The organism is Streptomyces sp. NPDC004539 (assembly GCF_040610055.1).
GTDB lineage: Bacteria > Actinomycetota > Actinomycetes > Streptomycetales > Streptomycetaceae > Streptomyces.
Map to the genome: position 1 here is coordinate 485945 of NZ_JBEXLS010000005.1, position 13929 is coordinate 499873.

At 73.4% G+C, this 13929-nt stretch carries 10 protein-coding genes; 9 read left to right on the plus strand and 1 reads right to left on the minus strand.

What is annotated here, in order from left to right; all coding sequences use genetic code 11:
- Positions 1-2 precede the first annotated feature (2 nt).
- From ABZX85_RS13980 to car, 9 genes are all read left to right on the plus strand, one after another.
- Positions 3-899 carry a UbiA family prenyltransferase gene (locus tag ABZX85_RS13980; protein ID WP_355866578.1) on the plus strand — a complete coding sequence of 299 codons (897 nt, stop codon included), beginning with the start codon at positions 3-5 and terminating at the stop codon, positions 897-899.
- A complete protein-coding gene (locus tag ABZX85_RS13985) occupies positions 896-1738 on the plus strand; it encodes an arylamine N-acetyltransferase (RefSeq protein WP_355866581.1) in 843 nt (280 codons plus the stop codon). The genes ABZX85_RS13980 and ABZX85_RS13985 overlap by 4 nt, the downstream gene beginning before the upstream one ends.
- A complete protein-coding gene (gene pabB / locus ABZX85_RS13990; RefSeq protein WP_355866584.1) occupies positions 1738-3864 on the plus strand; it encodes an aminodeoxychorismate synthase component I in 2127 nt (708 codons plus the stop codon). The genes ABZX85_RS13985 and pabB overlap by 1 nt, the downstream gene beginning before the upstream one ends.
- Positions 3861-4643, plus strand: coding sequence for an aminotransferase class IV (locus ABZX85_RS13995; RefSeq protein WP_355866587.1), 783 nt, complete (start codon positions 3861-3863; stop codon positions 4641-4643). Before pabB ends, ABZX85_RS13995 begins: the two co-directional genes overlap by 4 nt.
- On the plus strand, positions 4640-5569 hold the full coding sequence (locus ABZX85_RS14000; protein ID WP_355866589.1) for a diiron oxygenase: 930 nt from the start codon (positions 4640-4642) through the stop codon (positions 5567-5569). The genes ABZX85_RS13995 and ABZX85_RS14000 overlap by 4 nt, the downstream gene beginning before the upstream one ends.
- 25 nt (positions 5570-5594) lie before the next feature.
- Positions 5595-6878, plus strand: coding sequence for a 3-deoxy-7-phosphoheptulonate synthase class II (locus ABZX85_RS14005; RefSeq protein ID WP_355866592.1), 1284 nt, complete (start codon positions 5595-5597; stop codon positions 6876-6878).
- Entirely contained in the window at positions 6875-8113 is a 1239-nt protein-coding gene (locus tag ABZX85_RS14010; protein WP_355866594.1) for a cytochrome P450, read from the plus strand. Before ABZX85_RS14005 ends, ABZX85_RS14010 begins: the two co-directional genes overlap by 4 nt.
- A gap of 24 nt (positions 8114-8137) precedes the next feature.
- Positions 8138-9811 carry a carbamoyltransferase N-terminal domain-containing protein gene (locus ABZX85_RS14015; RefSeq protein ID WP_355866597.1) on the plus strand — a complete coding sequence of 558 codons (1674 nt, stop codon included), beginning with the start codon at positions 8138-8140 and terminating at the stop codon, positions 9809-9811.
- Between the two features lie 112 nt (positions 9812-9923).
- Positions 9924-13274: a carboxylic acid reductase gene (car, locus tag ABZX85_RS14020; RefSeq protein ID WP_355866600.1), complete on the plus strand. Its 3351-nt coding sequence runs from the start codon at positions 9924-9926 to the stop codon at positions 13272-13274.
- Between the two features lie 6 nt (positions 13275-13280).
- On the opposite strand, the gene ABZX85_RS14025 is transcribed toward car, so the two are convergent.
- Positions 13281-13898, minus strand: coding sequence for a hypothetical protein (locus tag ABZX85_RS14025; RefSeq protein ID WP_355866603.1), 618 nt, complete (start codon positions 13896-13898; stop codon positions 13281-13283).
- Positions 13899-13929: the final 31 nt, after the last annotated feature.

The window sequence follows — 13929 nt, forward strand, 5'->3', positions numbered from 1 at the left end:
TGATGCTGCACAAGATATCGACAGACGTCGTCACGAGGAGCCCGCACTCGGTCCGCGCGTATCTCCTGCTGATGCGCCTGGACAGGCCCACGGGGTACGTCCTCTACCTGCTGCCGGGGCTGTGGGCGGCGGTCCTCGCCGCCGACCGGCGGCCCGACCCCCTCGTGATCGTGGTGCTCGCGGTGGCCGCGGTGCTGGTGCGCGGCGCGGCCTGCGCGGTCAACGACGTGATCGACAAGGACGTCGACTCCCGGGTCGCCCGGACCGTGTCCCGGCCGGTCGCGTCGGGGACGATCGGGGTCGGCAGCGCGCTCCTGTTCGCCGCCGCGCAGGGCGTCGTCGCGCTGCTGGTCCTGGCGGTGGCGAACGTGGAGACGGCCCTGGTCGCAGCGGCCTCGTACCCGCTGATCGTCGCCTATCCGTTCATGAAACGGATCTTCGTCTGGCCCTCCGCGTTCCTGGCGCTCGTCATGAGCGTGTACGTGCTGATCGGCTGGACGGCGGCGACCGGCAGCTTCGACTACCCGCCCGAGGTGTACGGCCTGTACGCGGCCGGCGCCTTCTGGACCCTGATCCACGACGCGGTCTACTCCCACCAGGACAAGGAGTACGACCGGCAGATCGGCGTCCGGTCCTCCGCCCTGTTCTTCGGCGGCGCCACCAAGGCGTGGCTGACGGTGTTCATGCTGGTCAGCGTCGGCGGGGTGCTGTGGGCCGGGTCCGGGACGTCCCCGGGGTGGGGGTTCTACCCGCTCGCCGTCGCCGCCGGCGTCCTCCTTGCCTGGCTGCTGTTCCGGGTGGATCTGGACGACCCGAAGTCGTGCTGGGACACGTTCGTCGCCAACACCTGGTTCGGCTGGACCGTCCTCGCGGCCGTGCTCGCCGGGCAGTTCACGTGAGGGGCGTACCGGCGGAGTCGATGTGGCAGGGCGCCGCCGTCGACGTCGACGCCTATCTGGCCCGCGTGGGCCACCGGGGCGACGTGGCCCCGGACCTCGCCACGCTGCGGGCGCTGCACACCGCCCACGTCGACGCGATCGCCTTCGACAACCTCGACGCGGTGCTCGGGCGCACGGCGGTGCCGCTGGACCTGGAGAGCCTCCAGGAGAAGATCGTCCGGCGGGGGCGCGGCGGCTGGTGCCTGGAGCAGGTCGTGCTGGCGGCGGCCGTCCTGGACCGGATCGGGTTCACGTTCACGGCGTTCGCCGCGCGGACCCGTATCCGCACCGGGAGCAGGTTCGGGCCGGCCCTGCACGTCGCCCTGTGCGTGGAGCTGGACGGCGAACGCTGGGTGTACGACGTGAGTTTCGGCGCGCACGGACCGCACGAGCCGATCCGGCTCGCGGAGCACGCCCGGCTGGACGGCGACTGGCCGTTCGACCTCGTGCGGGAGCCGTCGGGTGAGCACGTCTTGCGGTTCCTGCGGCCGGAGGGACCGGCGGAGCTGTACGGCTTCACCACCGACGTGCGCTATCCGTCGGACTTCGAACTCCTCAACCACTTCTGTCTGACGCACCCGCGCTCGCCGTTCAACCACCGAGCGGTCCTCCAGCGCACCCGGCCCGGCGTACGGCACCTCCTCGTCGGCAGCACCCTCACGGAACTCCGTCCCGGGGAGCCGGCGACCGTACGGGAACTCGACAAGGACGAGGCGCTCTCCGCTCCCGAGGATGTCTTCGGGATCACCTTGGAACCGGCCGACGTCCAGGCCCTCAGGAAGATCTTGGACGGTCCGTGATGCGTACCCTGCTGCTGGACAACTACGACTCGTACACCTTCAACCTGTACCAGTTGATCGCCGGCATCAACGGCCGGGAGCCGGTCGTCATGGTCAACGACGATCCGCGGCTGTCGGGGCTGCGGCTGGAGGAGTTCGACAACATCGTCGTCTCCCCCGGCCCCGGACGCCCCCAGAACCCCCGTGACGTCGGCCTCCTCGCCGGTCTGCTGCGCCGCTCCGCGCTGCCCGTGCTCGGTGTCTGCTTCGGCCACCAGCTGATCGCGCACCTCGCCGGGGCGTCGGTGACCGCCGCGCCGGAACCCCGGCACGGGCACCTCGCGAAGGTCTCCCACGAGGGGGACCCGCTGTTCGCCGGGGTCCCGCGCGAGTTCGTCGCGGTCCGCTACCACTCGCTGTGCGTGCCGGAGCCGCTGCCGGAGAGCCTCGTCGCCACCGCGTGGGCGGACGACGGTGTCGTCATGGCGTTGCGCCACCGCGAACTCCCGCAGTGGGGCGTGCAGTTCCACCCCGAGTCGATCGCCTCCCAGTACGGGCGGGAGATCGTCCGCAACTTCACCGGCCTGAGCCGCCGGGCGCCGCGCGCGCCCCGGCCGTCCGTGACCCTCGCCGAGTCCGCCGCCGCGCCGTCCGGGAAGGCGTCCCGAACGGCGTCCGGGGAGTCGTCCGGGCCGGTCGGGGAGCTGGGGATCATCAGTGCGGCCGTGCCGACGCGGGCCGACTCCGAGGCCGTCTTCCTCAAGCTGTTCGACGGCGTCCCGTACTGCTTCTGGCTGGACAGCAGCCGGGTGGAGGAGGGGCTGTCCCGGTTCTCGTTCCTCGGTGACACGTCGGGTCCGCTGAGCGAGGTCCTCACCTACCGCACCGGCAGCGGGTCGGTGGAGGTGCGGGACGCGGAGGGGGCCGGTGTCGTCGGGGGCAGTGTGTTCGACGTCCTGGAGCGGCGGCTGCGCGAGCGGCGCGTCCCGGCGACGGACCTGCCGTTCGACCTGACCGGGGGCTATGTCGGCTACTTCGGCTACGAGCTCAAGGCGGAGTGCGGGGGCTCGGCCCGGCACGGCGCCGAAACCCCGGACGCCGTCTGGATGTTCGCCGACCGCCTCGTCGCGGTCGACCACCAGGAGGGCCTGACCTACGTGGTGGCCGTCCACGACGAACGGACCCGGCACGACGCGCAGGCGTGGGTGGACCGTACGTCCGCGCTCCTCGCGGACCTGGAGCCGGCCGGCGCCGAACCGTCCTACGACCCCGCCGCCGCGCCGCCGCCGGACGCCGAGGACCACCTCACGCGCGACCGGGACCGCTACCTCGCGGACATCGCGGAGTGCCGGCGGCAGCTGAACCTGGGCGAGAGCTACGAGATCTGCCTGACCGACAAGCTGCACCTGCCGTTCCACGACGACGACACCGCCTTCTACCTCAGGCTGCGCCGGGCGAACCCGGCCCCGTACGCCGCTCTCCTGCGCCTCGGTGACGTCTCGGTGTTCTGCTCCTCGCCGGAGCGGTTCCTGCGGGTCGAGCGGGACCGGACGGTCACCAGCAAGCCGATCAAGGGCACCGCCCCGCGCGACGCCGACCCGGTGCGCGACGCCGAACTCGCCGCGACCCTCGCCTCCAGCGCCAAGACGCAGGCCGAGAACCTGATGATCGTGGACCTGCTCCGCAACGACCTGGGCCGGGTGTGCGAGGTCGGCAGCATCGAGGTCGACCCGTATCTGGCCGTCGAGAGCTACGAGACCGTGCACCAGCTGGTCTCCACGGTCCGGGGGCGGCTCGCGGACGGGGTCGGCGCGCTCGACTGCGTCCGGCAGTGCTTCCCGGGCGGGTCGATGACGGGGGCGCCGAAGCTGCGCACCATGGAGATCATCGACCGGCTGGAGACGGAGGCCCGGGGCGTGTACTCCGGCGCCCTCGGCTACTTCGGGCTCTCCGGCACGGCCGACCTGAACATCGTCATCCGCACCGCCGTGCGCGTCGGCGACCGGCTGACCATCGGGGCGGGCGGGGCGATCGTCCTCGACTCGGACCCGGGGGACGAGTACGAGGAGATGCTCCTCAAGGCGGCGGCGTCGCTGCGCGCCCTGCGCGCGCCGTCCGTGTCGGACGTAGGCGGCGCGCAGCGATGACGACAGAACAGAGCGCCCGCCGGTGGTGGGACCCCGACGGCGGCTGGTCGGCGGCGGACGACACCGGGACGGTCCTGGTCATCGACTCCTGGCTCGTGGACGAGGGGCGTGTGCGGGGCCTGGAGCGGCACGCCGCCCGGTTCGGCGCGGCCTGCGCCAGGTTCGCGGCCCGCACGGACGCGTTCCTGCGGGCGGTCGCCGAGGCGCTGCCCGCGCACGGACGCTGGTTCCCGCGCGTCGAACTCGTCGATACCGGACGGGAGTTGCGCCTGCGCATGTGGCTGCGCCCCGCGCCACCACGTACCTCGGCCGTCCGCCTGTGGACCCCTCCGGAGCCCGACCGCCGCCGCGCGCCCGACGTCAAGGGCGCCGACCTGGACCACCTGGCCGCCCTGCGCGCCGCCGCCGTCGCGGCCGGAGCCGACGAGGCGCTGCTGCTCTCGCCGCGGGGCCACGTCCTGGAGGGCGCGTCCACGAGCGTCGTCTGGTGGCGGGACGGCACCCTGTGCGGGCCGCCGCCCGGCCCCGGCCTCCTCCCGAGCGTGACCCGCGCCCTCCTCACCGGCCTCGCCACGACGGCCGGACACGAAGTCGCCGTCGAGCAGGCCACCCCGGCGGACCTCACCGGCGTACCCGTCTGGACGCTCAACGCCCTGCACGGCATCCGGCCGGTCGTCGAGGGGCTGGGCCGCCGACTGCGGGACGGGGACGCCGAGGACGCCCGGCGCTGGCAGGCGCGGCTGGTCGCGCTCGGCGCCGCGCGGGAGGTGTGGCGATGACCGCCGTGCGGGAGGAACCGGCGTACGAGCGGGACCTGCTGGCGCAGTTGACGCGCCGGTGGGGGAAGCGGGTCGCCGTCAAGAAGGACGAACTCGATCTGGACGGCCACTTCGACCCGGCGCTGCCGGACTTCCCCGAGCATCTCGTGCCGGTGCTGGCCCTGCCGGGTGCCGAGCGGCTCGACCGGGAGGCCCGCGCGCGCATCCTGTCGGCCGCGTGGATCTCCTACAACGCGAAGACCGCGGCCCTGGAGGACGAGATCATCCTGCCGGCCTGCCGGCTGATGCTCCAGGAGCGGATTCCCGTCCGCCGCGACGACGTCGCCGTCGAGGCGCTGCACCAGACGATCATCGACGAGCACTACCACATCCTGATGTGCCACAACGCCGTCGGCGTCACCCGCAGGCGGCGGGACCTGGCGGACGTGCGGTTCGCGCCGGACGTCTGGACGGTCGTCCGGGGCCGGGAGGCCGTCCGCGCCGGGCTGTCCGGGTTCGACCGGGACATCGTCGACATCGCGTTCTCCCTGGCCGCCGAGACGACGATCAGCGGCTTCCTCTCCACGCTCGCGACGGCCCGGGAGATCCAGCCGATGAACCGGATCACCACCGATCTGCACCGGCGCGACGAGGGCGGACACGCGGTGGTGTTCCGGGAGTTGTGCGGTTCCCTCTACCGGAACCTGGACGGCGCGCGGCAGGGGATGTTCCGGGAGGCCCTCGTCACGGGGCTGGCCGCGTTCCGCTCCGCCGACCTGGAGCCCTGGGTGACGGTGGCTGCCCAGGGCGGCTTCGAGACCGACCCGGACCAGCTGCGCGCGTGGGCGGCGTCCCGTCCCGTGCCGGCGCGGGACACCGGACCCCTGCGACTGCTCCTCGACGACCTGGGCATCAGTCACGACCTCATCGACGCGGTCCGGCGCTGACGGCCCCGAGAGGCGGACGGAGACCATGGTGACCCGCACCGGCGAAGCCGCCGCGCACTGGCGGACCCTCGTCGCCCACCAGCGGCCCGAGTGGCCCAGCGAGGCCGAACTCGGCGCCGTGACCGACCGGTTGGCGGCGCTGCCCGCGCTGGTCACCCCGCAGGAGTGCGACGCGCTGACCGCGCGGCTCGCCCGGGTCGCGGAGGGCGGCGCGTTCCTCCTCCAGGGCGGCGACTGCGCCGAGCGCCTCGACCGCCGCTCGCCGCGGGCCGTACACGCCACGCTCCGTCTCCTGGAGCGGATGGCCGCGGTCCTGTCGCACGCGTCGGCGCTGCCGGTGGTCGCGGTGGGCCGGATGGCCGGGCAGTACGCGAAGCCCCGGTCCCGGCCGACGGAGACCGTCGGCGGGCGCACGCTCCCGGTCTACCGGGGCGACGCGGTCAACGGCCTCGGCTTCACCCCGGCCGACCGCCGCCCGGACCCGGCCCGTCTGCTGCGGGTGTACGACGCCTCGCGCCGCACCCTGGACGTCCTGCGCGCGTACGAACGGGACCCGGCCGCCGCCCCTTCCGAGATCGCCGCGTCCCCCGAAGTCGCCGTGCCCTTCGAGCCGTTCGCCGGCCACGAGGGGCTCCTCCTCGACTACGAGGCCGCCCTAACCCGCCGTCACCCGCCGGCCGGCCGCCGGTACGCGGGCAGCGGCCACCTCCTGTGGATCGGCGACCGCACCCGGCAGCTCGACGGCGCCCACGTCGCCTGGTTCGCGACCGTCGGCAACCCGGTCGCCGTGAAGCTGGGCCCCACCGCCACCCCGGAGGACGCGCTCGCCCTGATCGACCGCCTCGACCCCGAACGGCGGCCGGGCCGGCTGACGTTCGTCGTGCGGATGGGCGCGCGCCGCGTACGGGACCTGCTGCCGCCGCTCGTGGAGAAGGTCACCGCCTCCGGCGCGCCGGTGGTGTGGGCGTGCGACCCGATGCACGGCAACACCTTCGAGGCGCCCGGCGGCCACAAGACCCGCCGGTTCGACGACGTCCTCGCCGAGGTCGCCGGCTTCTTCGAGGTCCACACGGCGCTCGGCACCCACGCCGGCGGCCTGCACGTGGAGCTGACCGGCGAGGACGTCACCGAGTGCGTCGGCGGCACCGCCGGGCCGGGCCTCGACGACCTGCACCGCAGGTACGAGTCGGCGTGCGACCCGCGCCTCAACCGGGACCAGGCGCTCGAACTGGCCCGCCTGGTGGCCGGGATGTTCGCCCCGCCCGCCCGGCACCCGAACCCGACACCCTCTCCGAGGAGGCGCCCATGACCGAGGACTCCCCCCTGCTGGAACTCGACGACGAGTTCGTCCAGGACCCGTACGCGGTGTACGCGAAGCTCGGCGCCGAGGGCTCGGCGCACCGGGTGCGGATGCCGCCCGGGGTTCCCATGTGCGCGGGGCAGCCGGTCTGGCTGATCACCGGGTACGAGGCGGTGCGGGCCGCGCTGGCGGACACCCGGCTGAGCACCGACATCAGCAGGCTGGACGGGCTGTTCGCGCGGAACGCGCCGGACAGCGGCCGGCGGGCGGGGTTCTCCCCGGCCATCGCCAGCCACATGCTGAACTCCGATCCGCCGGACCACACCCGGCTGCGCAAGCTGGTGAGCAAGTCGTTCACCGGGCGCGCCGTCGAGAAGCTGCGGCCGGAGATCGAGCGGATCACCGGCGGGCTGGTCGACGCCCTCCCGGACGGTGAACCGGTGGACTTCCTGGACGCGTTCGCGTTCCCGCTGCCGATCCGGGTGATCTGTCTGCTGCTGGGGGTGCCGGTCGAGGAGCAGGAGAACTTCAAGTCCTGGTCGAAGGCGCTCGTCTCCGGCGACTCCCCCGAAGCCGCCGCGACCGCCACGACGGAGGTCGTCGAGTACATCGGCGCGCTGACCGAGCGCAAGCGCCGTGCTCCCACCGACGACGTGCTCTCGGCGCTGGTCGCGGCGCACGACGCGGACGACGAGATGACGGAGACCGAACTGGTCTCGTCGGCCTACCTGTTGTTCGTCGCCGGTTTCGAGACGACCCTCAACGCCCTCGGCAACGGCGTGCTCCACCTGCTGCGCGACCCCGGCCAGTGGGAGGCGCTGCGCGCGGACCGCTCGCTGCTGCCCGGCGCGGTCGAGGAGTTCCTCCGGGTGGAGAGCCCGCTGAAGCACGCCTCGTTCCGCTGCGCGACGCGGGATCTGACCGTCGACGGCACGCAGATCCCGGCCGGTGACTTCGTGCTGCTGGCGATCGCCTCCGCCAACCGTGACGCGCGGCGCTTCGGGGACCCGCACACGCTGGACGTCCGCAGGCCGGCCGACGGCGGCCAACTGGCCTTCGGGCACGGCATCCACCACTGCCTCGGGGCGCCGCTGGCCAGGCTGGAGCTGCGGATCGCGTTCGACGCCCTGCTCGACGCGTTCCCCGCGATGAGCCTCGCGGCCGACCCCGGGGAGCTGCGGTGGCGCACCAGCACGATCATCCGCGGCCTCCACTCGCTGCCGGTACGGCTGAACCGCCGCTGAGGCACGTTCCACGACCAGAAAGGTGTGGCTGACCACATGCTCATCTGCGGGATCAAGGCATCGCACGACGGCGGGGTCGCCGTCATCGAGGACGGCCGTCTCGTCTTCAGCTACGAGATCGAGAAGCTCGGCAACGGCGAACGGTACAGCTCCCTCGGGGACCTGGAGCGGGTGACGGAGATCCTCGCCGCCGAGGGTCTGTCGCCGGCCGACATCGACCGGTTCGTGGTCGACGGCTGGTACACGAAGGACGTGCACGGCGAGCCCGCCGTGAAGGTGAACTCCGGTGGTGTGCCGGTGGAGTTGAGGGTCGCGCCGTACGTCGAGAGCCCCGGCGGGGACGGGCCGCTGGAGCGCCGGACGTTCGAGGGGCACGGGCTCGGCCGCTACGCCGGGTACACGCATGTCGCCAACCATCTGATGGGGACGTACTGTTCGAGCCCGTTCGCGGCCCGGGGCGAGGACGCGTTCGTCGTGGTGTGGGACGGCCTCGTGACGCCGCGCCTGTACCGGGTGCGGGCGGCGACGCGTGAAGTGAGCTTCGTGGAGGCCCTGTTGCCGGTCTTCGGGAACAGCTTCGCGGCGTTCTGCTCGCGCTTCGAGCCGTACCTGCTCGACACGAGCGACGTCACGTCGGACCGGTACATCCGCGCGCATCTGTCGGTCGCCGGGAAGGCGATGGCGTACGCGGCCAAGGGGCGGGTGGAGACGGGGGCGTTCGCGGTCCTCGACGCGCTGATGGACGAGTTCCGTGATCTGCCCGTCGACAAGGTGGGCATGCTGGGCGACAAGGTCGCGGCGAACCGGGACGAGTTGCTGCCGGGCCTGTCCAACGCGGACCTCATCGCGACCTACCAGGCGTACATCGGCCACCACCTCCTCGACCGGCTCACCACGGCCGTACGCAGCCGCTTCCCGGACGGTGCCCACAACCTGGTGCTCGGCGGCGGCTGCGCCCTCAACATCAAGTGGAACTCCGCGATCCGGGCCAGCGGCGTCTTCCGGGAGGTGTTCGTCCCGCCCTTCCCGAACGACGCGGGCGCGGCGATCGGCACGGCGGCCTGCGAGATGTTCCGCAGTGGCCGAAGCGCGCTGGAGTGGGACGTGTACAGCGGGCCGCGCGTCACGACGGGCACCCTTCCCGACGGCTGGCGGGCCGAGCCCTGCGACGAACGGCGGCTGGCGGCCCTCCTGCACACCGAGGGGGAGCCGGTGGTCGTCCTTTCGGGGCGGGCGGAGCTGGGCCCGCGCGCGCTCGGCAACCGGAGCATCCTGGCGCCCGCGACGGACGCGGGGATGAAGGACCGGCTCAACGACGTCAAGAACCGGGCCTCGTACCGGCCCGTCGCGCCGATCTGTCTGGAGGAGCGGGCGGCGGAGGTCTTCGACCCGGGCACCCCCGACCCGTACATGATCTTCGAGCACCGGATGCGGCCCGGCTGGGCCGAACGCGTCCCGGCCGTCGTCCACCTGGACGGCACGGCCCGGCTCCAGACGATCTCCTCGGCGCGGGACACCGCGGCGGCCCGCATCCTCGGCGCCTACGCGGAGATCAGCGGTGTCCCGGTGCTGTGCAACACGAGCGCGAACCTCGAAGGGCGGGGGTTCTTCCCGGACGTCGCGTCGGCGGCGCGGTGGGGGAAGACCCGTTACATCTGGTCCGAGGGGACGCTGTTCACCAACCCCCGGACGGGGTGAGGCTGTTCCCCGGCTGATCTGTGCGCGGGCCCCGGTCGAGGCGACGTCGCGGGCGGCCGGGCCCGACAGCCGTGCAACACCTGTGCGACATCTATGCGACGCGGAGATCACAGTGCGACTCGCCCAAGTCATGGCCCACGTCTTCGAGCGTTTCCGGGACCGGCCCGCCGTCGGCGAGCGCGCCCGGGAGCAGGTGCGGGACGCCCGCACCGGCCGGGTCTCGATACGTCTGCTGCCGTACTTCGAGACGACGACGTACGGCGAACTGTGGGCCCGGGTGCGCGCGGTGGCCGGCGAGTGGCACCACCATCCGCTGAGGCCGCTCGTCGCGGGCGACCGGGTGGCCCTCCTCGGCTTCACGAGCCGGGACTACGCGGTGCTGGACCTGGCGTGCGCTCATCTGGGCGTGGTCGACGTCCCGTTGCAGGTCGGTTCGTCGCCCGGCGACCTGGCGGCCGTGCTGGCGGAGACCGAGCCGGTTCTCGTCGCCGCGAGCGCCGAACGGCTGGACGCGGCGGCCGAGTTGGTCCTGCGCACGCCCTCGGTGCGGCGGCTGGTGGTGTTCGACCTGTGGCCCGAGGTGGCGGAGCAGGCTGAGCGGTTCGCCGCCGCCCGCGACCGGCTCGCCGGGCGGGACGTGGAGGTCGTCGCCCTGTCCGAGGTCCTCGACCGGGGCTCGGCCCTGCCGGAGGCGCCCCTGTACGTTCCGGGGGACGACGAGGACCCGCTCGCGATGCTCGTCTACACCTCGGGGAGCACGGGGACGCCGAAGGGCGCGATGTACCCGGAGCGGCTCGCGGCGATGCTGTGGGAGGACCGGGTGAAGCGCGCCGGGGACATGGTGACCGTCCACTACACGCCGCTGAGCCATGTCGCCGGGCACTTCCTGCTGACGAACACCCTGGCCCGGGGCGGCATCGTCCATTTCACCGCCGGCAGCGACCTGTCGACGCTCTTCGAGGATCTCGCGCTGGTGCGGCCCACCGAGCTGTACCTCGTGCCGAGGGTGTGCGAGATGCTCCACCAGCTCCACCGGAGCGAGCTGGACCGGCGGACCTCCGAGGGCGCCGACCCCGAGCGGGCCGAGGCCGAGGTGCGCGCGCTGCTGCGCGACGACGTCTTGGGCGGGCGCGTCGGCTGGGCGAGCTGTGGTTCCGCCCCGCTGTCCGCCGCCCTGACCGAGTTCACGGAGGCCGTCCTCGGCGTCCCTCTGTTCAACATGTACGGTTCCACGGAGGTCGCCGGGATCGCCGTGAACGGCCTGCTGATGTCCCCGCCGGTGACCGGCTACAAGCTGGCCGACGTACCCGAACTCGGCTATTTCGGCACGGACTTGCCCCACCCGCGCGGCGAACTCCTGCTGAAGGCGGGCGGTATCCCCGGCTACTACAGGCAACCGGAGCTGACGGCCGAGCTGTTCGACGAGGAGGGCTACTACCGGACCGGCGACATCGTCGAGGAGCTGGGTCCGCGCCGGATCGCCGTCGTGGACCGCCGCAAGGGCGTCCTGAAGCTGTCCCAGGGCGAGTTCGTGGCGGTCACCCGTCTGGAGTCGGTGTTCGCGGCGAGCCCGCTGGTGCGGCAGATCTTCCTCTACGGCAACAGCGAGCGCGCCCACCTCCTCGCCGTCGTCGTCCCCACACCGGAGGCCCTGGAGCGGCACGGGCACGACCGGCGGCGTCTCGAAGACCTCCTGGCCGGGTCGCTGCGGCGGATCGCGCGGGACACCGGCCTCAACTCGTACGAGATCCCCCGGGGCCTGTTGCTGGAGGACGAGCCGTTCAGCACGGCCAACGGCCTCCTGTCCGACCAGCGCAAACTGCTGTGGCCCCAGCTCGTCGAGCGGTACGGCGAGCGGCTGGAGCGGCTGTACGCCGACATCGCGGACCACGAGGCCCGGGAGCTGCTCGACCTGCGCCGCACGGCCCACGGCCGGCCGGTCCTGGACACGGTCCGGCGGGCCGCGCGGGCGCTGCTGGCGGACTCCACGGCCGAGGTGAGCCCCACCGCGCGCTTCCGGGACCTCGGCGGCGACTCCCTGTCCGCGGTGTCCCTGTCGAACCTGCTGCACGACACCTTCGGCGTCCGTGTGCCGGTCGACGTGATCATCAGCCCCGCGTACGACCTGCGGCGGCTCGCCGCCCACGTCGAGGCCGGGCGCGCGGACCCCTCGGCCCGGCCCACGTTCGCGTCGGCGCACGGCGAGGACGCCACCGAGGCACACTCCGGGGACCTCGCGCTCGGCCGGTTCGTCGACGCGGCCGTCCTCGACGCCGCCCGCCGTCTCTCGCGCCCCGCCGGGGAGCCCCGGCACGTCCTGCTGACCGGCGCGAGCGGACACCTGGGCCGCTTCCTGGTCCTGGAGTGGCTCCGCCGACTGGCCCCGGCGGACGGCAGGCTGACGGTCCTGGTCCGCGCCGGTGACCCGGCCGCCGCGCAACAGCGGCTGTCCGACGCCTTCGCCGGCGACCCCGAACTGGCGCGTGCCTTCGCGGAGTCGGCGGAAGGCCGCCTCGACGTCCTGGCCGGGGACCTCACCGAACCGGGGCTCGGCCTGGACGAGGCGACCTGGGACCGGCTCGCGGGCGAGGTCGACCTGATCGTCCACGCGGGCGCCCTGGTCAACCACGTCCTCCCCTACCGTCACCTCTTCGACGCCAACGTCCTCGGCACCGCCGAGCTGATCCGGCTCGCCCTCACCGGGCGCCTCAAGCCGTTCGCGTACGTCTCCAGCGTGGCCGTGGCCCGGTCCCGGAAGGGGCGGGCCCTCGACGAGGACAGCGACGTCCGCGCCGCGCTCCCGGTCCAGCCGCTCGACGACGGGTACGCCGGCGGGTACACGACGAGCAAGTGGGCGGGGGAGGTGCTGCTCCGGGAGGCGCACGAGCTGTGCGGGCTGCCGGTGACGGTGTTCCGCCCGGGCATGATCCTCGGGCACCGCAGGTACGCCGGGCAGCTCAATGTCCACGACGCCTTCAGCCGCCTGCTGTTCAGCCTCCTGGAGACGGGGGTGGCCCCGGCGTCGTTCTACCGGGCGGGCGCCCGTGCGCACTACGACGGCCTGCCCGTCGACTTCGTCGCGTCGTCGATCGTCGAGCTGGGCCGCGGTATCTCCGGGCACCGGACGTTCGGCCTGGTCAACCCGCACGACGACGGGGTCTCCCTCGACACGTTCGTGGAGTGGCTCGTCGCCGACGGCCACCGCGTGGAGCGCGTCCCCGACCACGGCGACTGGCTCGTCCGCCTGGAGTCCGCGCTGCGGGGTCTGCCCGAGACCCGGCGCGGGTACTCGGTCCTCTCGCTGCTGCGGGCGTTCCGGGAACCGGGAGAGGCGGTCCCGGGTTCGGACGTCCCGTCGGCCCGGTTCCGCGCGGCGCTCGGCCCCGGCCGGGAGGTGCCGCGCCTGACCCCGGCGCTCCTGCGCAAGTACGTGGCGGACCTGCGGCGCCTGACCGCGCCCTGACCGCCCTCAGCCCGTCTGCCTGCGCCCCCACAGGGGGTCGAAGTGCGCCCAGTCGGCGCCCCACTGGTCCAGGCGCCGGCGTTCGAGGCGGGAGCGCAGGAGGCGGCCGGTGATGAAGGGGATGGCGGCCGTCGTGGTGCCGGCCAGCGTGCCGACGAGGGTGGAGCGCAGACGGGCCTGCGAGGGGGTGGTGGGCTCGGTGACGAGGCGGCCCTCGGCGTCCGTCCACACGTCGACGTGGGTACCGGCGGCGCTGCCCGCGGCGACGCGGACCTGACCGGAGTGGGGGGTGCCGTCGGGGCCGGGCCAGGTGACCTTCGTCCACAGGTGCTCGGTGCGGCTCGGCGAGCGCAGTTCGGTGGACGGCGCGGGCGCGGCCTCCGTGAGGGTCCCCTCGACCGTGTGCCACTCGGCGCGCTCGCGCGCCAGCCCGCGCTCCATGCTGTCCGCGGCGGCCCACCCGGCGAGGACGCCGGTCAGCACGGCGCACGCCCACGCCCCGAGCAGCACCCACGCCTCGACGACGTCGGTGCGCCGTCTGAGGGGGTTGCGCCGCCAGCGCCACAGCAGCACCTGCGGACGCCGGTCGCGCCACCGCCACATCCCCGGACCACGGAACGCCATCGAAGGCTTCCTCCTCATGAGCACGCGAACA